The following is a 20,252-nucleotide window of genomic DNA, read 5'->3' on the forward strand; positions in this document are numbered from 1 at the left end:
ACAAAAGTTTACTCAATGGACATATGTTTATAAATGATTTACAATGAAAGCAGACCTGCACAGAAAGGAGCATGCCATGGACCGGGAACAGCAAATTTTGGCGCTTATCCGTCAAAACCCGTTCATTTCGCAAAATGATATCGCCGGCAGCGTCGGCATTTCGCGCTCTGCAGTAGCCGGTTATATCGCCACGCTCATGAAAAAGGGCTTCATCCGCGGACGCGCTTACGTGATCGCCGATGAGGGTGCCGTAATGTGCATCGGCGGCGCCAATCTGGACAGCAAGGCGGCGAGCAAGCAGCCGATTCGCCTGGCTTCCTCGAACCCCGTCACGCTGACGGAGTCCTGCGGCGGAGTTGCGCGCAACATCGCCGAGAATCTCGCCGGACTGGGATGCCGGACCGCGCTCATGACCGTTGTCGGCGACGACAAAGCCGGGATGTGGGTGCTTGAGGAGACGAGGAAGCGCGGCGTTGACGTCAGCCAATCGGTTGTGCTGCCTGGCGAGAATACAGGCACTTATACAGCGCTGCTCGATGCGGGCGGCGATATGTTTTTAGCTTTTGCCAATATGGAAATTTACGATACGTTCACCCCGGAGCTGCTCAAGGAAAAATGGCCGCATATTGCCGCCTCCAAGCTTGCGATTGCCGATACCAATCTGCCGGAGAGCAGCCTGGGCGAATTGGTCAAGCGCTGCGCCGAGGAAGGGGTTCCGCTGTTTATCGATCCCGTCTCTTCGGAAAAGGCGAAAAAACTGCCCGCACAGCTGCAGGGGGTAACGGCGATTTTCCCGAACCTGGAAGAGGCTTGCCAGTTGGCGGGAGCAGCCATTACCGAACAAGCCGAGCCCGCTTTTATTGAAGAACTGGCGGCAGCCATCCGCAAGCGCGGCGTGCAGCATGTCCTGATTACGCTCGGCAAGCAAGGCGTCTTTTACCATGGCGAGGAAGGCATCGTGCAATTCTCCCCGATACCGACGGAAGTCGTTGAAGTTACAGGCGCGGGGGATGCTTTCGTAGCGGGCGTCGCTTACGGTATTTTGCAGGAGCAATCGTTTATCGAAGCGTGCAAATTCGGCGTCGCCGCTGCCCACATCACTTTGCAAACCAACGAATCCGCCGCAGGCGGGCTGAACGGCCAACTGCTGCTTGATATCGTACAAAAACATTCATTTTAAAAGGAGAGTAACCGACCATGAACTCTTATTTGACTTTTACCGACGAAGTAAAAGAAGCGCTGGACACGGGCAAGCCCGTCGTCGCTCTGGAAACGACGATCATTTCCCACGGCATGCCGTACCCGCAAAATATCCAGATGGCGAATAAAGTGGAGCAGATCATTCGCGATAACGGCGCCGTTCCGGCCACGATCGGCATCATGAACGGCAAAATCAAAATCGGCTTGAACGAACAGGAGCTGGAAGCTTTCGCGACCAGCCAGGATGTCGACAAAGTGAGCCGTCGCGACTTCCCTTATATCCTGTCGTCAGGCCGTATCGGCGCTACGACTGTGGCCGCTACGATGATCGGCGCTGCACTTGCCGGAATCGAAGTGTTTGCGACCGGAGGCATCGGCGGCGTACACCGCGAAGGCGAAACGACGATGGACATCTCCGCCGACTTGACGGAACTGGCGCAAACGAACGTAGCCGTTGTGTGCGCCGGAGCCAAATCGATCCTCGATATCGGGCGCACGCTCGAATATTTGGAGACGCACGGCGTTCCTGTTGTCGGATACAAAACAAGCGAGTTCCCGTCCTTTTATGCCAGGGAGAGCGGTTATGGCGTCGATTTCCGCCTGGACGAGCCGGCACAAGTCGCCGACATGCTGCGGACCAAATGGTCGCTGGGCTTGCAAGGCGGCGCCATCGTCGCGAACCCGGTGCCTGAGGAATCGGCAATGAACCATCTTGAGATCGAAGGCGTTATTCGCCAGGCGCTGAACGAAGCCAAAGAGCAGAACATTACCGGCAAAAAGGTCACTCCTTTCCTGCTGGCCCGCATCAAACAGTTGACCGACGGCAGAAGCCTCGCGACCAACATCGCCCTCGTCTACCACAACGCACAAGTCGCTGCGCAAATCGCCGTGGCACTGAAGCAAAAATAAGCTTGAGCGGGGCCGCGTCGTTTCAAGGCCGATTGACTCGCTGCTCCGCACAAAAAAAAGATGCTGCGCTTAATTCTAAGCAGCATCTTTTTTTGTGCGCAGCTATTCCGTGACCCACACCGTCTTTTGCTCAAAAGGTGTGCGTTTGGAATTCGGCACGTCTCCCTCGGGATAGCCGATGTAGATAAAACCGACCAGCTCCTCCGCTCCTGTAAGGCCGAACGTTTCTTTCATCTTCGGATGGTAGGTCGGCGCACCCGTCCGCCAAATCGTGCCAAGCCCCAGCGCGTGGGCTGTCAGCAGCATATTTTGCACCGCGGAGTGCGCCGCGGCGTATTCCTCGATCGCCGGCACTCCGGCCAGGCCGGCGGGCGTTACGGCGACCGCGATCACGACCGGAGCGCGGAACGCTTTTTTCTCCTGCGCGCTGCGCAGCTGCGCCAGCTCTTCCCCGGGCAGCGCGCCCGCCTCAGCGGCCGCGACTTCCGCGTAGCCGCGGCCAAGCAGCTTCCGACCGTCGCCGGTCATGACCCAGAAGCGCCACGGCTCGGTTTGCCCGTGATTCGGCGCCCATACGGCCGCTTCCAGTATTTCCTCAATGAAACGGACCGGCACCGGATCCTGCTTCACTTTTCCAACACTGCGGCGCTGGCGGATGGCTTCTTTTATTTCCATGGCTTCATTCACTCCCGCTTTCTCATCTCAGTGATAAACATTCTCATCTACTATATTGTGCACGAATGCGCGGCATTTCGCAAATGCGTGCAACAAAAACAAGCGCCCATACGTTTATTCCATATGCGGTCGGCCGCTGTCATGTGGCACACACCGCGCGCCGGGAGCTGTGCGCGGTGCTCATGCGGGAAGCCTGGCCGCTCTCGAGGGGGATCCCCTCGCATTGGCTAACCCCTCCGATACCCGCAAACAGATTCGGTGGCCTGCCGGAAAAAACGCACCTCTGAGCACGCTCATGAACGAAAAATGCCGGCCGGTGGCACATCACCGATAAGCCCTGGTCGCAGAAAACCCGCAAATGTCAGGCAGTGGAGTTACCCCCACATTAGAGGAGATAGCCACAATCTGCCTGGCTGCACGAAAAATTCCTGCAAAAATACAGGAATTTGCGTCCTTGATCGCTGGCCACGAACAATTCCTGCAAAAGTGCAGGCTTTTCACCGAACACATAGACTTATACTCACTTTCAGCGAAAATTCCTGCACTTTTGCAGGTTTTTCGCCAAAACAAGCCAACTCCACGGAAAAAACCTGCACTTTCGCAGGTTTTCTCTCTAGCAAGCTGCTTCCTGCCCAGTTGTGCAGTTCCACGACCTACACCGGGAGAGGCGCACGAAAAGCGGCTATCCTCCAAATTGCCACACTCGCCCCCTAGCCCCCACAGAGTGTCGCGACTTGCTCGGGCAGCCTGCACATTTGCAGGAATATTTTCGTGGCCGGCGTATCCATCGAGCATACTTTTGCGGGTTTTCTTCGCGCCGCGCCACCATAACCAGGCTGTTTGTGTGACCGGCTCCGGCGTACGGGTTTCCGGGCAGCCTGAAATTTGGGGCTCAACCCCATCATCGGCAGGAATTCCTGTATTTTCGCAGTCTTGGCGGGTTGCCGAGCCACGTGACTTCTTTCGGCATGACGGATTTCAGACTTTTCGTTACAGCTTGTTTGGCTGTATGGGCCTCGATTGGAAATCTGCAAGCACTGTCGCACTTAGCTTGACAGTTCATCGCATTGAGATAAACCTCTATCGAGGTCTTTCGAAGATGAGCGACCGCGTTTATTAGGTAAAAAAAGACCCCTGGCGGTTGATCGCCGGAGCCCTTTTATTTCTTTTTTGCGTGAGAACCGTCGCATTATCCTTGTTCGTTTTGAGTGCTGCCGCATGCGCATTGAGCCATGGGAAGAGCCTCCCTTCCGGTTGGTTCGATTCTCACTCTCATTACAACAATTTGACAATGACAGCGTAATTGTAGCAATCTATAATTAAGGCTGTCAGCCCGCGCCAGCTCACATAGCAGCAGATTTGCAGGGTTTCATACTTATGCTTGACCCGAACCATCCATTATTTTCAGGAGGTACTTATGAAAAAATCTTTATCCATCATCGCACTCGGCACAATGGCTCTCTCTTTCTATACAGCTGCAGCGCTCGTAGATCCGGCAGGAAAGGCTGCCGCCGCGGCCTCAAAAACGTCCGCTGATTTTCAGGATTTGAAAGATAGCGACGCAAGCCTGAAAGCCAAGATCGACAGTCTGCTGGCGGCAGGCGTTTTTGAAGGCGTGTCCGACACGTCATTCGGCATCAACGAAAATATGACCAGGGCACAGTTCGCAAAAGTGGCCACGCTCATTTTCGGCATCAAGGTAGACCCTGCCGTCAAGGTTTCCAGCTTCACGGACGTGACCGCCAATGACCCGGCCAACGGTTGGGCGATTCCTTACATCGAAGCAGCCAAAAAAGCCGGGCTGATCGATGGCGTAACGGACACGACTTTTGCTCCCGGCGATAAAGTGACGACCGGTCAGTTGGACACTATTCTTTTGAAAGGTTTGGGCAAAAAGGTGAGCACGGCCGGCAGCCCCTGGTTTGCGGACGCAGTCAAGCAGGCTTCTGACCTTGGCATTCATCCGGCGGGCAAAACAGGCGATGCCGCTGCGGACCGCAAGGACCTCGTCGTGAGCTCCTACGCTGCTCGGCCGAATCCGGTGAAGCCGCCGGCGGAAACGGCGACCCCGGTATCCGTCAGCTCCGTCCAGGCTTCGAGCGACAAAACGAAGGTGCAAGTCACACTCAGCAAGGAAGTCGACACGACAAAAGCCACGCTTGCTTTGAGCAAAGGAACGACAGCCGTTCCGGCTACAACGGAGTGGTCCAGCGACAAAAAATCCGCCGTTTTGACTCCGAAGGACGGCGCTCTGACCGCGGGAGACTACACGGTTACGCTGGGCGGCCTTGACACGGCGGCTACCCGCATGTTTTCGATTGCCGCTTCCACAACGGCGGGCGGCACCGATTACAGCTCCGCTCAAACTTACGATCTGGGCAATGTGATCGACAGCGGTTTGACGGCCTCGGCTACGGGCTTGAACGGATTGGAAACCAAGGCAAATGCCGAAAACCCCGCCGTCAGCAAGCTTGCCAAGGAAATTGTGATCAAAGCGACAACCGCCGCAGGCGAAGAAGTCGCGATGCCGGGAATGGTTCAGTCGATCGCTTCTTCCAATCCGAGCGTGGTTAAAGTAGGCGTATCCGCCGACCACCGCGGCTATGCCCTCGGCAACAAAGCGGGCACGGCAACGGTCAGCGTCGCTTTCAAAACGATCAACAATGAAGTGAAGAACATGCAGGTCACGGTCAACGTCAAAGCCGATCCTGTCCAGGCCAAGCAAATCAAGGTCGGCAACACTTCTTACGACTACACGCTTGCCGGCTCCGCTTCGTTCAATGCCTTCACGGCGATGGACCTGACCATCACGGACAACTACGGCATTCAGTATGAAAAAGGGGACGTGCCGAAATACAATTTTGCGCTGGGCTCGCTGCTGATTACAAATGATGTTCAGGGCGACTCGAGCAAAGGGGCTGCAGGCACCGTATCGGTAGATCAGGACGGCACTGTCCGCGTGACAGGCAACGTCACTTCGTTCGAATTGACCGCTGTGCTGCCGAGCGGCGACAAAGCCACGACTTACGTCCACGTGAAGTAAGACAACAAAAAAACGCCTCCGGCCCTTGCGGGTTTGGGAGGCGTTTCATTTTGCACTTTTTTAAGCCAGCGTATAAAATTTTTCAAGCTGTCCGACAATTTCGCTTTCGGAAGCGTCGACGATCACTTGGTACTGCGGTTTGTCCAGCAATTGAGCGATTTGCTCCGGGTACGTCTGCTCGATACCGCATTTTTCGATGGACTCGTTGAACTTGGCCGGATGCGCGGTAGCGAGCGTCACGCATACTTCGCCCGCGCCGTTGCATTTCTCATAGGCAGCTACGCCGCACGCGGTATGGGGATCAAGCAAATATCCGTTCTCCTTGTAGTACGTGCCGATCGTCCGCAAGCACTCGTCTCCGCCTACGCCGTGAGCGGCAAAATCGGCCTGCACCTGACGAAGCAGCTCCGCGTCGATGCGGATCTCGCCTTCGGCTTTGAATTTGGCCATATATTCCGAAACCTTTGCGGCATTTTCCCCTGTCAAATAGTACAAGTATCTTTCAAAATTGCTTGCCACTTGAATGTCCATCGACGGGCTGTACGTGCTGACGAATTCGCCCGGCTTGTACACTCCTTCATGGACGAACCGTTCCAGAATGTTGTTTTCGTTCGTAGCGAGGATCAGCTTGCCGATCGGCAGCCCCATTCTTTTCGCCAAATAGCCCGCAAAAATATCACCGAAGTTCCCCGTCGGAACGCTAAAATTCAGCTTTTCAGCACCGGAAGGCTTGGCTGTGCGGAAATACGCATAGAAGTAGTACACGGTTTGCGCCAAAATACGGACGAAATTGATCGAATTGATTGCCCGCAGGTGGTATTTGTTCTTGAAATCCACATCGCCGAACAGGTCTTTAATGATTCCCTGGCAGTCGTCGAATGTTCCTTTGACCGACAGGTTGAGCACATTGTCCGCGTGTACGGTCGTCATTTGCAGCTCCTGTACTCGGCTCACTTTTTGGTGCGGGTGCAAAATGCAGATGCGGATGCCTTCCTTGCCTCTGACGCCTTCGATAGCGGAAGCGCCCGTATCGCCGGAAGTCGCTCCAAGGATATGAATAATTTTGTTCTGCTTCTTGGACACGTAAGAGTACAGATTGCCCAGGAACTGCAGCGCAACATCTTTAAAAGCGAATGTCGGACCGTGGAACAGTTCCATCACATGCAGGTTGTCCGAAATTTTGCGGACAGGCGTCACTTCAGGGTCGCGGAACGTCGAGTAGCTTTGACGGATCAGCTCCTTCAGATCCTCCTGCGGAATTTCGTTATTGGTAAAGTACGAAAAAATCTCATAGGCCAGTTCCTGGTAGGACAACTGCTCCATTTGCTTCAGCTTGTCCTGCGGGATTTGCGGGATTTCGCTCGGGATCAATAGCCCTCCGTCGTCCGCCAATCCCATCAATACCGTATCGATGAACCCGATTTTATCAACTTTGCCTCGCGTACTTTTAAACTCCATAGTCATCCGTTGCCAAGAACTTATAAAAGTCTATAAATCCTTGTTTGCTTCCTGCTTCAACGTGTCCGCTTTTGCCAGAGCTACTCGCGTTTGATATAACACTCCACAGGCGTAAATTCGGATGCAACGAATCCTACATATTGACGATGACGTTTACGTGTCAGCCCGCCAATTTAGATAGATTGATCGCCGCATTCAAGTCACGATCCATCATTAATCCGCAAGTGCATTCGTAGATGCGGTCAGATAGTTTCAGATTCTGCTTAACCTGACTACAACATGAACACAATCTTGATGATGGGAACCATTTATCAGCTTGCAAAAATTTCGCGCCGATCTTCTCGCACTTGTATTTCATCTGCCGCACAAACTCATGCAGCTTCTGTCCGGCTATCGCCTTGCTCAAGTGGCGGTTCTTCATCATTCCGCTCACATTCAAATTTTCCATCACTACAGCGCTCGGCTTGGTTTTCGCTATTGCGCTTGTCGCTTGATGAATGTGGTTGGTACGGATATTCGTTAGTTTCCGATGAAGCAAACGCATTGACTTTTCGACTTTTACAAGATTGCATGTCTTGACAAAACGATTCCCCTCCTTGTTCATCTCGTATTTACGGGAAGCCTTGCGCTGCAACCGACGCAAGCGTTTCTCCGTCTTTCTTACGGCAGCAGACTTATTGATGTTCTTAAACACCATCCCATTACTGCATACCGCCAACTCTTTTATCCCTACATCAATACCTATGGCTTCGCCCGATCGTTCCAGCTTCTCCTGCTCCTGTTCAATGCCCACAGAGACATACCAATACTTCCCGTCAAACGATACGCGCGGATTACTATACTTCACACCAACGGGAAGTTGTTCGGATGTTGCTACCCAGCCGATCTTCTCAAGTAACGCTTGACCGTTTCCGACCTTCAACTTCTCCGTATCCTGATAAAATGCAGGTTTGGAACGCTTTTTGCTCTTGAACTTCGGCTTCCCCGCATGTCCCTTGAACATGTTCCTGAATGCTTCACAAACGTCTTTGACAGCTTGTTTCGCCACGTTGTTGGACACTTCGTATAGCCACGCATATTCTTCTGTCTGTTTGAGCTTCGTCAGTTCTTTCCGCAAGTCTCCGTCAGGAATGAACTTCCCGCCGTTCTGGTAATTTTCTTCCTGTCGGGCAAGCGCCCAATTGTACACCCACCGAGCCGTTCCAGCCGAACGCCACAACTGTTGTTCCTGTTCAGGAGTTGGCCGAATTCTGACCTTTTTCGCCAAAATCATCTTCCATCAACTCCTTGAGCAGTTTCCTGGCTTTATTCGCCCGCTTTCCTTTCAATCGACAACTGAATACTATAACGATCTGTTGTAGTTGATGCCGCTGCCAATATCCAAAATGATCTTTTATCCCAATATAACATTATAACAAATATTATAGAGATTATAATAGTTTAAATGGGATTTACATGACTGTTTTCGAACCCCCTCATAAACTTATTGATCCTATTATAACAGAAAATCAATTCTTCTCCGCAAAAGCAAAAAAGCCGGTTCGGCGAAAACCGGCCGGCAGGGGAATGCTAACGCACATCGGTTATTGCCGCAAACGGCCATACGGTGCCCAGCACATAAGACAGGGCAAGCAGCAGCGCTATGCACAGCAAATACAAGCCGTCAAAAGCCGAATAGCCTATCGTGTAGTAATACGTCCGCAGCTTGCCGACCGAGAAGCGTTTCGCTTCCATGGCGACGGCTGTCCGGTGAGCGCGGCGGATGCTTTGGGCGAGCAGCGGAATCGAATACATGCGCAGCGTCGCATACCAGCCGGTAAGCGGATTCCGCCGTTTGCGGCCGCGAATTTTGAGCGCGTAACGTAGCGTCTGGAACTCTTCGATCAGCGTCGGAATCATCCGCAGGGCGGCCAGGAAGCTGTACGCGTACTTGGGAGGCACTTTCCACTGCTGCATAAGCGAATAAAACAGGGCGACAGGCCGCGTCGTCAGACTGAACAGCAGCCCGACCGAAGCTATCTGCAGCGCCCGAAGGCCAAGATGAACGCCCCTGTAAAAGCTCTCTTCGGTGATGTGGATAATCCCGTACCGGAACCAGGTCGTGCTTCCGCTGCCGAACATCGTCATCCCTGACGCCGACGAAATGAATATGAGCGCGAAGGGAGAAATATACAGCATCAGCCGCCTCATGGGATGGCCCGTGAACAGCAGCAGCGGGAGAATCGTTCCCAACGTTAAATAGATCATAACATTGACATTATGAGTCAGCACCACCACCGCAAATAAGGCGATGGAGGCGATCAGCTTGATGCCCGGGTTTACCCGGTGCAGCCATGTTTCGCGATATGTGAACGTCAGTTGCACAGGACGGCCCCTCCTTCCGCGGCGGCGGCGAATGCCGCGAGGAACTGCTGCGGCGATTGGTCCGTCACGCGGCCTTCTGCAACGTGCCATACCCGGCTCGCGCAGCGGCGTATGATTTCATGATCGTGCGTCACCATGACGATCGCAGTTCCCGTGCTGCGCAACTGCTCCAGCATCCCGAGCATGCGGAACGTATTGCGCGCGTCCAACCCGAACGTCGGCTCATCCAGCAGCACAACGCGCTGCCCCCGCACGAGAGCCGACGCCACGCTCAGCCTGCGCTTCTGCCCCATGGAAAGCTGGAACGGATGCCTGTCGCGAAGCCCGAGCAGGTCATACTGCTGCAGCAGCTTTTCCGTCAGACTTGGGGGCGCGTCCTCCAAGGAATAAGCGATTTCGTCCTCCACGGAGCCCGTCACGAACTGAAACTCGGGATTCTGGAACACGAAAGCCGCTTTGGCCGCGGCGTCCTCCACTTTTTTGCCCGTGACCCCTGCGATCGAGCAGAGCCCTTTGGTCCGGATCAGGCGCATGATGGCCAGGAGCAGCGAGCTTTTGCCCGCTCCGTTGTGCCCGGCGACGGCGATCCATTCCGCGGCACGGACGGATAAGCGATCCACATGGATCTTGATTTCTCCGCCGCGGATACCCTGGAAATCCCGCATCTCCATGAGAACTTCCCCGTCATGCGGCTTGACCTGCGGCGGCCCCTCGTCCCATGCGGTTTCCATCGGGCCCGCAGCGTAGTCGTCCCACACTCCCGGGTACCAGATCCCGAACTCCCGGAGCTTCGGTTTGTACTCCGCAAACACCGCCTCCGGCTTGCCGTCGGCCAGCACCTCGCCGTCTGGGGAAAGCACAATGATGCGGTCGATCAGATCGAGAATGCCGCCGATTTTGTGCTCCACGATCAGGAGCGTTTTTCCCGGGCTTGCGGCCCGGATCGTCTCCCACACCTGGCGCGTGCCCTCCTCGTCCAGTAAAGCGGTCGGCTCATCCAGGAACAGCACCTCCGGCTCCAGCGCCAGCACGCTGGCGATTGCGAGCCGCTGCTTCATGCCCTGCGAAAGCTGTTGAATTGGCGTATGAATATCGTCCAGATGAAGGCCTACCTTTTCGAGATAGCGGCGGATCAGCGCAGGCATTTGTTCCCGCGGAACCTGCATATTTTCCAGCACGAAAGCAATCTCTTCATCGACGTACGGCATGCAAAACTGGGTGTCCGGATCTTGGAAAACGTATCCCCAGCGTTCGGGGACCCGGAGCTCTTCCGCTTTCATCGGAATCTCCACGATGCTTGGAACCATCCCGCTCAGCACCTGCAGCAGGGTGGACTTTCCGCAGCCGCTCGGACCGAGCAGCAGCACTTTTTCTCCGGGGCGGAATGAAAAGGAAACCCCCTTGAATAAAAGGGGGGCATCGTCTCCGGGATATTTCAAACGTAGGTCGGTAACGCCGACTGCTGCATTTTGGATCATAAGCTTTACCTCAATTGGTCGTAATCTTTTTGGGACGCCGGACGGATGGCGTTGAGAACGCCCGTGCGCTCGATAGCCGCCGCCAAATAATAGGAGAAGAAGCCGGAGATCAGGATGCTGCCGAGCAGACGGAAGCCGATGAACAGGCAGTAGTTCCAGAAAGTCAGAGACTCGATGTAGCCGTAATAGGCGTCTACGATCAAGGACAGCAGCGCCGATCCGATCGAAGCCAGCACGACCACGCCTACGTTCGCCTTCCGGTACAGGACGATAGCAAACACGATTTCGGCTCCGAGACCTTGAAGCAGCCCGTATACCAGCGTGGAAATCCCCCATTCGCCGCCGAAGAACGTTTCAATCGTAGCGGCAGCAACCTCGGCGAGAATCGCAACGCCCGGCTTGCGGATGATCAGGAACGCGAACGTGGCGGCAATAAACCACATCCCGTAGCTGAGCTGCTCCGCCTGAAGCCCTATGGGTTTGAGAATATCGTAAATAGGGCCCCAAATTCTGTAAATAACGCCAAATACCGCCGCAATGACGATGGTCACCAGGATATCGGTCAATTTTAAAGCTTTGGATGAAGATTGCGCATTCGCCATCTTGCCATCAACTCCCTTTTCAATCTTAATATGCATTAAATGAATGTCCGGCAAACACGAAAAAGCCCACCGGGCATGCGGCAGGCATAAGTTCAGTGCAACTTTGAAGAAGCACACCATTCACTACGCTGGCATTACCCAGATCAGTTTGACGGTCAGCGGCATAAGGCCGCTATCTCAGCCTGACTTCATCAAGCACCCGTGTAGCTATTCATTTGGCTATACTTTATACGAAAAACACATTTTTCGCAAGGCTTTTTTTGCAGATTTGCCGCAGCATTTTTTTACAGCTTCGTTTTTATCGGACGGGCAGATTTACAAAGACCTACCGGAATGATTCACAAAAGATATGAATCCCCCGCTGACAGCGCCAAAAATCCGAACAGGGTTATCTTGATCCTGCGCGCATCACTCCAAGCGCAGATCGTGGAACTGCGCAACTGGGCAGGAAGCAACCGGGCAGAAAGCAGATTGGTACAGAGAAAACCTGCGAAAGTGCAGGTTTTTTCTGTAATAATCGTTTATTTTGGCGAAAAACCTGCAAAAGTGCAGGAATTTTCGCTGAAAGTGACTCGGGAGCCCATGTGTTCGGTGAAAAGCCTGCACTTTTGCAGGAATTGTTCGCGGCCAGCGATTACGGATGCAAATTCATGTATTTTTGCAGGTTTTCTTCGTGCAGCAGGCAGATGATGATAGCGATCGCCTCTGAACGCGAGGCTTTTTGGACAACCTGAAGACCGCCAAGCGAACTTGGCGGTCCTCTTCTCATATCGGCCGGCCGCTGTCACGCAGCGCAGCGCCGCGCTCCGGGAGCTGCCCGCGTATCAGCCAATGGCCTGCAGATGGCCGGCGTACTCCCGCAGGAGCCCGGTCTCGCGGTCCATTAATTCCTTGGTCTGCTCCAGAAACAGGGGCCAGCCCTCCTTTCTTCGCTGCAGTCCAAGTTTATACAGCTGCCAGAGGCGCTTTTTCCACAAGGTCTCCTCCTCTTCGAGCAGTGCCGGCCAATCCTTGTCTGACGCCGCAAATTCGCGGGGATACTGCTCGGCAAACTGCCTCGTGTATAGAAGCTGATGGAGGATGCCGCCGATTCTCAAGCAGTAGTAAACTTCCTGGCAGCGTTCCGTAAAGGAGCTATCATCTGCGGGCATGCTCTGCTGCAAATCGTCGAAAAGGGCCATGTAAGCCGAATGTCCGTGTTCGACGCCGGCTTTGAGCGCTTTTCCGGAAATAAACCGGCGGATTCGTTCAGCCGCGAGCCCGGTCACACTCTCCTTCCGTGAAGCATCGGTGGTGTGCAACCCGTCCATGAAGGCCGCACCATATACGCCTTGCAGCAGCTTTTGAAGAGGAGTCGGTCCGTTATAGGTGAGCACTGTCCCTCCGTCATCTAACAGAAAGGAATCGCCGACATAGGCCACGTCGTTATTTTCATCCAGTCCGTAGAGAATAATTACGTGCTGCCGGCCCGGATTTTCCAGGTATACCTTGTGAAAGCCGAGGCAGCTGCTGTTCACGAACAGCAGCGCCAAGTGGCCGGAGAGCAGCGTTTGCCGCAGATCGCGCAGCAGCTCCCTTTTCTCCTCTTCCCCGTCTATCCGAAAGTCATAGCGCATACGCGCAGGGCCGTGCAAAGCGAACTGCTGCAGCATAGCCTCGCCTGAACGGCCGACCCAGAAGGGCCTGTGCGCCGGGTCATATTCTACGTTCATCCCGTCGCACATGAAATATAGCTCTGCCTCGGAAATCGAATAACCGTAGTTCGAAGCAAGCGCGTTCCGGATGCTGCCGAACAAGCAGTGCGTGCCCGGTTGAATATGGACTTGAAGCATCGCGGAGGACATCTGCTATCCCTCCCCCAATGAAGACTTGCGTCTTTCAACCAACTGCTTCAGTCTCTCTATGGTACATATGTTTTCGAAGGTCAGCTCCTCTTCCGGGATGACAATCTGAAACCGATCTTCCAAAGCAACGACTAATTCGATTGCCATGATAGAGCCCAGATTGTAATTCCGCAGATCGGTCTTCTCATGAATGGCCGACATCGTCTCTGCGTCGATTCCTAAAACAGAGGCCACCACCTCGGTTAGCTCCTTGCTCTCTACAACGATCACTCCACTCACCCTTTCTGTTTTCATTGTGTATGCGCAAAAGCGGCTCCGCCCGCCGGGCTTCCGGGAAGCGTTTGGGCATATAACCGGCGCAAGGTCTGCTCCAGCCGATTCTCCAACTGCTCCGCCGTCTCCCATTCATCGGCTATGATCAGCGCAAAAACGCGGCCCATATAGCGCTGCTCGCCGGACAGGCTGATCGAAGGGAGGGTTCCCGAAGTGTACACGAATATGCCTTCCCCTCCCTGTTCGCACAGCAATCCGTCCTGCGCCAGTATTTGCCGCAGAGCGGTATAATCGACTGCATGATCGGTGACCAGCCGGAAATAGCGCGAGTACAGCTTTTTTCCGGCAAATATACGCTGCACGAACGACAAGTACGTTGACAATGTGAAGCGCCCGTTAATTTCAATGATCGGAATAATGACGTCATCGCGTGTAATAATCGCATCGACACCGGCCACTCCGCTGTAACCGATCCCGTGCAAGTAGGCCCCGATACGTACTCCGTAGTCTTGAAGCCGCTGCATCGCAGCAGGCTCCAGCCGAGGCGGCGTTAGGGAACCTATGTACACGGTGCCGTTAAGCATTTGCTGCTTGATCGAGAACACATCCACCGAACCGTCGGTGTTAACGAACAGTTGAATGTTCACATCCGCCCGCTTGTCCAGCCACTGTTCGATGATCCACGGATGCTCGGGGTGGCCGGAACGGCCCGCGATTCTGGAAAGCCGGTTGCAGAGCGCATGGAATCGCTCGTCGCTGTCGATCAGGTACAATCCTTTGCCTGATGCCGAGTAAGGCTCCTTTACGATCACCTGCGAACACGTCTGTCTCAATGCCCGATACTGCGTCCGCAACTCCTCTACGGTGCCGCAGATTGCGCCTTGGCAAACCGGAAATCCAAGCTCTTCGGCCATTTGCCGATTGAAGATTTTGTCATTGACCCTCGCCCCCAAAGCGGAAGAGGGACCTGCCAGCGTCAAACCGCTTCGCTGTGCAATCTCTTCTTCCAGCATTGTCACTGCGTAGGGGACAAAATATACTTCTTCGCTTTCGTCACGCAGCTCTTCCAGCTTTCGCAGCAGTTGCTCGTCCTTGAGCACCAGCATAGAAATCGGTGTTTCCGCATCGGTTTGGCCAGGAATCCAAATTCGCGGAATGTCAAAACCGAGCCCCGCAAGGTCCGATAAAAAAGCGGCGTCCGGCTGCTCGCGCAAGATCAGCACATCCTGCCGGCGGCAAAGAAGCAAGTTCATCTCCTCGATACGCCCGACAACGCGGTTCTCTTCGCGATCGACGATCCCTTTGCTCTGACGGTGCCAGAACTGCTCGGCTCCGATGTTGCATAACCAGACAATCGTCCCCCGATCGCGTTCCGCAGTCAGCCGCGGAAGTAAAGAAAAAGACTCCTGCATACCCTCGCCTCCTCTCTCAAAATAGACCGGACTGCCCGCGCAGCGCGTCCTCAAAACGCCCCCGCTCGCGCAGCGGGTAACAATTGCCGCCGTCTACGAGCACTTCGGCCGGCAGAGGATGGCTAAGAAACATGGCCGGACTGTGCGTAAGCCCGTAGGCGCCCGATTTTTCGATAATAACAATTTGACCGGCTTCCGCCTCCGGCAGCTGCACTTTTTGCCCTAAAATATCCGTCGCCGTACATAACGGCCCCGTTACATAGACTTCCTCCGTCCGCGCTTCCTTGCCAAGCACCCGCATCGGGAAATTGTTGCGGATGTACCGCCCCAAAAAAGCCGACGACGCATGCTGGTTAGAGCCGCCGTCGCAGACCAGATACGTGCTGCCCTTGGAGGACTTCCGGTACAGCACCTTAACGGCGAACACGCCGCTGTCGGCCAGCAGGAACCTTCCGCTCTCGATAGCTACCCGGGTACCCGCCAACCGCTCCTTGTACCGCTGCCATACATCGGCAATTCCCTGCTTCAGCAGCGGCAAATCGATGTCCTGTTCGGGAGGAAAATACGGCACGCCGAACCCGCCGCCCATATCCAGGAAGGCAAGTCTCAGGCCGTATTGTTCCATATAACGCAGTCCTAGTTTAATCGTCTCCTCGAACTGCCGAATGATGGCGGCTTCCTGCAAAATTTGCGTACCCACGTAGACGTGGAAACCGATCAACCGCACATGGTCGGCCTGCAAAGCAGCTTCTATCGCTTCGGGTACGAGCCGCTCATCGATCCCGAACTGGGAAGAAACGCCCGTCATGCGGATGCTGGCCGATTGCCCTTGCCCTTGCGTATCCGGATTGATCCTGATCGCGATGTCGGCGATAACTCCATTTCTTTGTGCTATGCTTTGAATCATCGCAATCTCTTCGATACTCTCTACATTTACGCTGTACAACCCCGTAGCTATTGCATACTCCAGCTCCTCTACCGTCTTGCCGGGACTCGTGAAGATGATTTCCTCGGGCGGATAGCCCGCAGCGAGCGCCAAGGCAAGCTCCCCGCCGGAAGCGATTTCGACATGGCAGCCGATCTTGCGCAGCAATTGGGCAATTCCGATGAGCGGATTGCTTTTCAAAGAATAAAACAGATCCACTTCTTTCGGAAAACAAGATCGCAAATCTTCCGCATTACGCCGAATCGAGTCGGCATCATATATGTAAAGCGGGGTTCCGTACGTTTGAATGACACTCTGCAATCGATCGTCGTCAAGCCGTCTTTGCTCCACAATCGTCGATACGTCGCCGCTCCCGGCATTATGGTTTTCCATTCCCGTAGGACTCATCTTAGTCGCTCCCTTCAGCTGCTAGCGCTGGTGTAATTTCGTATTGCGATTTTCCAAATTGCCCTTGTAATCAGCATAAACAGCAACGGAGCCAGCAGCCCCCACAAGAATTGAACCGGACTCATGCGATCCAGCACAAAGAGAGGCGACCAGTTCGAAATCAGAAACACCGGAATCAAAAATGTTCCGGCGCCCTGCACGGTTTTCCCATAGATCCCCATAGGCATTTGATTAAAATCGAACAAAGCGTTCGAAACCTCATTGATCCCGCCCGTTCTCACCGTCCAGAATGCGACTAACTGCGGCAGCAAAAATACGGCATAGGTCACAATGACCCCGATCAGTAGGAATCCGATAAAACCGATCAAATTCATCGGCGTCAGCGGGACGTTCGAACGGTTCCATCCGTAGACCACCATCGCGATTCCTCCGATCAGATTGGGGATCGAGAAACCGATATCAATCGAGCGCATCGTTGACATGAACTGCAGCGATATCGGCTTGGTCATCATCACATCCAGCGTTCCCGTCCGAATATGTTCCGGAAGCTGTACAAAATTCGTATAAAACAGCGTGGAATACACGCCCGCCATAATCGTATACGTACCGATAAACAAAACGATTTCGTCAGGCGACAGACCGTTGATCTGCACGCCGATCCGGTATATGACGTACACATAAGATAATTTGACAGCCAAAAAGCCTAACTCGATCATGATCCCGAATATAAAATTAAGCCGGTACTCCATCATGGAACTGATACTGTTTCTGGCAAACACCCCGTAGATAAGCAGGTATCTTTTGCATTCCTTGAGCATCTTCCGCATCTTTCGCTACCCCCCGGCCGATTCATACTTCTTCATCCCGCTGCGCCACAACAGCATCGAAACGGCCGTCAACACCGCGATCCAGAGAAGCTGGAAGCCCAGACCGCTTACCATCTGCTCAAACGGGATTTTGCCCAGCAGCACGCTTACCGGAAAATAGACAATGTACTTGAAAGGAAGCCAATTCAGCACTACCTGGGCCGTATCGCCAAACATATCGAGGGGAAACACCCCTCCGCTGGCTATGTTGGCCAGCAAACTGAATGTCAGGAAGATTCCCCACACCTCAAGCAGCCAAAAAGAGATCATACTTAAACAGTAATAAATAAAAAAGTTCATAAAAACGGATAAAACGAGCGCCGCCAGGCAAATCGCAATGCGATCCATTCGCAGAGGAATCACATCCCGCATCACCGCAACGATAATTGCAGCGACAACTGCGATGACGGCCAAATGCATCATCTTTTCGCCTAAAAAAGTACAAAGGCGAAACGCCGCGTAACGGATCGGCTGAACGACGAATTTACTAAGCTGCCCGTTCTTCACATCGGTGGCGATTTCGTATTCAAAGCCGGTAGCCACCATCTTCGAAAACAACGCCGCCATGATGGCATAGGCGATAATCTGCCCTTCCGAATAACCGTACACGTCGGACCCTTTATGGCTGTTAAACACAGCGTTCCACAAAAAAATCTGGATCACGATCGGGAAGAGGCAGCTCAGCAGGCTGAGCGCGAAGTTGATGCGGTACTGCATCGCATTCTGCAAGCCCATGGCGAACGTCTTGGCATACTTTTTCCATCTTCTCATGGTTCGACATCGCCTTTTTGATAAAGCAGGGCAATACCTTCCTCGATCGAAACGTCCTCTACCGTAAAATCAATAACCGGCAAACTCCGCAGCACCGCAATCGAGATTTCCGTCAATTCCTGCTTGTCCACCTCCAGCACCGCTTCAAGTCCGGTGCATTCCCTGACTTTCCCGTAAGTCCGAAGATCTGCGGCATCGACGGCGCCCGACAGCTTGAGCTTCATGATTTTCGTCTGATCCATCAGCCGGTTCACCTTCGCGAGATCGCCGTCATAGGCTACGCGTCCCTGATTGATGATAATCGTCCGCTTGCACAAATCCTCGATATCGTTCATGTAGTGGCTGGTCAAAATCACGGTCGTTCTCCGCAGTTGGTTGTAGTATTTCAGAAACTCCCTGATTTTCCGCTGCGACAAAATATCCAGCCCGATGGTCGGTTCATCCAGGAAAAGCACGCGGGGCTCATGCAGCAGCGCTGCGATCAGCTCCAACTTCATCCGCTCGCCGAGGGACAATCTGCGAACCTGTACGCTCAGCAGATCCGTTACATCAAGGAGTTCCGCCAGTTCCTGCAAGGTGCGCTGAAATGTTTTTTCCTCCAGCTCGTAGATATGTTTGTTCAGATGGAACGACTCGTTCGCAGGCAAATCCCACCACAGTTGGCTCTTCTGGCCCATCACGATGGAAAAATGGCGCTTGAACGCTCTCTTCCGTTCCCAAGGCACGTAATCCAGCACCGCCGCTTGACCGTCGGTCGGAAACAAAATGCCGGACAGCATTTTGAGCGTCGTCGTTTTTCCTGCGCCATTGGGGCCCAGAAAGCCGACCATTTCCCCCTCGGCGATTTCAAACGAGATATCTTTCACGGCTTCCTTGATTAGCGGCTTTCGATAAAACAAATTGCGGAGCGAGTGGGCCAGCCCCACTTCTTTCTTGTAGTAGCGAAACGATTTGGACAAATGACGGACGACGATTGCCGACATGCTGACTGCCTGCCTTTCTCTTCTGGTTATACGGATTGCCGGGCCGAATGATAAATCCTCTCCTGCAGGAAAATCCGCTCGAATGACGCTTCCGGTGAAACATTATCCTTGATGCCCTCAATCACATCGCTAAAGAAATTCAACTGGTTGACATAATAATTTTGCGGTTCGAATACCGTTTTCTCCATGCTGCCCGTATGTTTATCCACGATTTTGAGCATGATCCGGTAATGACCGAGATTTGCCCGAAAAAAATCGTCGATGCTCACAGTAGCATCGTCAAAGTGGAGGACATGCGCTGCCTTATAAGGCATCTCGAAAGACGTGACAAGCGACGCCTCTACCCCCTCCGCATAGCGGAGCTCGGCGTGAAACGTCCAGTCGCAGCCCCCGGGACCGTCAAACTTCGAATGTCCCTGGCAGGATTCGGGCTGCAGCCCGACGGTCCCTTGCAGAAATTGCAGCCAGTAACAGCCCAAATCATAGAAGGAACCGCCTCCGCGCGCCGGATCGCTGCGGTAGTTGTCTGCGAAGCTCTCCTTCGGCAAAAAGCTGATTCTGGATTCGATCTTGCGAAGCCGGCCGTAGCGCCGGTCTTCGATCATCTCTTTCATCGCCTGCTGCCAAGGATGGTGCTGCACCATCAGCCCTTCGAGCAGATGCGCCCGGCCCGGCCGGCAAGCCTCTTGAATCCGCCGAACTTCCTCGCCGGTCAGGCACAAGGGCTTCTCAACCAGGACATGCTTGCCGGCCTCCATGCACCGGACGATCCATTCCGCATGAAGATCGTTGCACAGCAAAATGTATGCGAAATCGATGCGATCGTCGGACAAAAGGGCGTCATAGCTATCGTACACGACAGGGACGCCGTGGGTTTGGGCGTAGGCCTCCGCCTTGCTTCTGGTGCGGCTGGACAGCCCGTATACCTCCAGGTGCCCGATATCCTTGACGGGATCAAGCAGCACGCGGGGAAGGATGGCAGCGCAACCGATCACGCCGATGCGCTGCCGTTCTCTCTTCTCGCTCATGGAACGTCACTCC

Annotated in this window: 18 protein-coding genes, 1 pseudogene and 1 riboswitch; of the genes and pseudogenes, 4 read left to right on the plus strand and 15 right to left on the minus strand. The window is 54.0% G+C overall.

Translation table 11 applies throughout. From position 1 onward, the window contains the following. Window positions 1-76: 76 nt before the first annotated feature. Both AC0LWT_RS17855 and AC0LWT_RS17860 read left to right on the plus strand, forming a co-directional pair. Entirely contained in the window at window positions 77-1,180 is a 1,104-nt protein-coding gene (locus tag AC0LWT_RS17855) for a carbohydrate kinase (protein WP_474682617.1), read from the plus strand. Window positions 1,181-1,197: 17 nt separating this feature from the next. Further along, complete coding sequence (locus AC0LWT_RS17860) at window positions 1,198-2,109, plus strand: pseudouridine-5'-phosphate glycosidase (RefSeq protein ID WP_474682618.1); 912 nt, start codon at window positions 1,198-1,200, stop codon at window positions 2,107-2,109. A gap of 102 nt (window positions 2,110-2,211) precedes the next feature. Here AC0LWT_RS17860 and AC0LWT_RS17865 read toward each other — a convergent pair whose 3' ends face one another. After that, window positions 2,212-2,784, minus strand: coding sequence for a nitroreductase family protein (locus AC0LWT_RS17865; protein WP_474682619.1), 573 nt, complete (start codon window positions 2,782-2,784; stop codon window positions 2,212-2,214). Window positions 2,785-4,201: 1,417 nt separating this feature from the next. Between AC0LWT_RS17865 and AC0LWT_RS17870 the strand changes: the two genes are divergently transcribed. Then, the gene (locus AC0LWT_RS17870; RefSeq protein ID WP_474682620.1) at window positions 4,202-5,827 is read left to right on the plus strand and encodes an S-layer homology domain-containing protein; all 1,626 of its coding nucleotides are present in this window, start codon (window positions 4,202-4,204) and stop codon (window positions 5,825-5,827) included. A gap of 60 nt (window positions 5,828-5,887) precedes the next feature. Here AC0LWT_RS17870 and thrC read toward each other — a convergent pair whose 3' ends face one another. From thrC to AC0LWT_RS17900, 6 genes and pseudogenes are all read right to left on the minus strand, one after another. Next, window positions 5,888-7,285, minus strand: a complete 1,398-nt coding sequence (gene thrC, locus AC0LWT_RS17875) for a threonine synthase (RefSeq protein ID WP_474682621.1) — start codon at window positions 7,283-7,285, stop codon at window positions 5,888-5,890. A 160-nt stretch (window positions 7,286-7,445) separates the two neighbouring features. Further along, window positions 7,446-8,558, minus strand: coding sequence for an RNA-guided endonuclease InsQ/TnpB family protein (locus tag AC0LWT_RS17880; protein ID WP_474682622.1), 1,113 nt, complete (start codon window positions 8,556-8,558; stop codon window positions 7,446-7,448). Continuing rightward, window positions 8,518-8,646 (minus strand): annotated as a pseudogene (locus tag AC0LWT_RS17885) (IS607 family transposase); the annotation flags it as partial. The gene AC0LWT_RS17880 and the pseudogene AC0LWT_RS17885, both read right to left, overlap by 41 nt. Window positions 8,647-8,854: 208 nt before the next feature. Then, window positions 8,855-9,649 carry an energy-coupling factor transporter transmembrane component T family protein gene (locus tag AC0LWT_RS17890; protein ID WP_474682623.1) on the minus strand — a complete coding sequence of 265 codons (795 nt, stop codon included), beginning with the start codon at window positions 9,647-9,649 and terminating at the stop codon, window positions 8,855-8,857. Then, a complete protein-coding gene (locus AC0LWT_RS17895) occupies window positions 9,640-11,127 on the minus strand; it encodes an ABC transporter ATP-binding protein (protein WP_474682624.1) in 1,488 nt (495 codons plus the stop codon). Before AC0LWT_RS17895 ends, AC0LWT_RS17890 begins: the two co-directional genes overlap by 10 nt. 5 nt (window positions 11,128-11,132) lie before the next feature. Continuing rightward, the gene (locus AC0LWT_RS17900) at window positions 11,133-11,729 is read right to left on the minus strand and encodes an ECF transporter S component (protein ID WP_474682625.1); all 597 of its coding nucleotides are present in this window, start codon (window positions 11,727-11,729) and stop codon (window positions 11,133-11,135) included. 103 nt (window positions 11,730-11,832) lie between these two features. After that, a riboswitch (TPP riboswitch) is annotated at window positions 11,833-11,942 on the minus strand. A gap of 120 nt (window positions 11,943-12,062) precedes the next feature. Between AC0LWT_RS17900 and AC0LWT_RS17905 the strand changes: the two genes are divergently transcribed. After that, window positions 12,063-12,419, plus strand: a complete 357-nt coding sequence (locus tag AC0LWT_RS17905) for a hypothetical protein (RefSeq protein ID WP_474682626.1) — start codon at window positions 12,063-12,065, stop codon at window positions 12,417-12,419. A 134-nt stretch (window positions 12,420-12,553) separates the two neighbouring features. Here AC0LWT_RS17905 and AC0LWT_RS17910 read toward each other — a convergent pair whose 3' ends face one another. From AC0LWT_RS17910 to AC0LWT_RS17945, 8 genes are read right to left on the minus strand one after another with little or no spacing between them, the layout of a single operon-like run. After that, entirely contained in the window at window positions 12,554-13,573 is a 1,020-nt protein-coding gene (locus AC0LWT_RS17910) for a BtrH N-terminal domain-containing protein (protein ID WP_474682627.1), read from the minus strand. A 3-nt stretch (window positions 13,574-13,576) separates the two neighbouring features. Next, window positions 13,577-13,843: an acyl carrier protein gene (locus AC0LWT_RS17915; RefSeq protein WP_474682628.1), complete on the minus strand. Its 267-nt coding sequence runs from the start codon at window positions 13,841-13,843 to the stop codon at window positions 13,577-13,579. Window positions 13,844-13,863: 20 nt separating this feature from the next. Further along, window positions 13,864-15,258 (minus strand): preATP grasp domain-containing protein, encoded by a 1,395-nt coding sequence (locus AC0LWT_RS17920; RefSeq protein ID WP_474682629.1) that lies wholly within the window; start codon window positions 15,256-15,258, stop codon window positions 13,864-13,866. 16 nt (window positions 15,259-15,274) lie between these two features. After that, a complete protein-coding gene (locus AC0LWT_RS17925; RefSeq protein WP_474682630.1) occupies window positions 15,275-16,591 on the minus strand; it encodes a type III PLP-dependent enzyme in 1,317 nt (438 codons plus the stop codon). A gap of 14 nt (window positions 16,592-16,605) precedes the next feature. Next, window positions 16,606-17,418 (minus strand): ABC transporter permease, encoded by an 813-nt coding sequence (locus AC0LWT_RS17930; RefSeq protein WP_474682631.1) that lies wholly within the window; start codon window positions 17,416-17,418, stop codon window positions 16,606-16,608. 6 nt (window positions 17,419-17,424) lie between these two features. After that, a complete protein-coding gene (locus AC0LWT_RS17935) occupies window positions 17,425-18,228 on the minus strand; it encodes an ABC transporter permease (RefSeq protein WP_474682632.1) in 804 nt (267 codons plus the stop codon). Continuing rightward, window positions 18,225-19,211, minus strand: a complete 987-nt coding sequence (locus tag AC0LWT_RS17940; protein ID WP_474682633.1) for an ABC transporter ATP-binding protein — start codon at window positions 19,209-19,211, stop codon at window positions 18,225-18,227. Before AC0LWT_RS17940 ends, AC0LWT_RS17935 begins: the two co-directional genes overlap by 4 nt. A gap of 26 nt (window positions 19,212-19,237) precedes the next feature. Beyond that, entirely contained in the window at window positions 19,238-20,239 is a 1,002-nt protein-coding gene (locus AC0LWT_RS17945) for a Gfo/Idh/MocA family protein (protein ID WP_474682634.1), read from the minus strand. Between the last annotated feature and the right edge of the window lie 13 nt (window positions 20,240-20,252).

It is taken from the genome of Paenibacillus sp. sgz302164 (assembly GCF_056120505.1).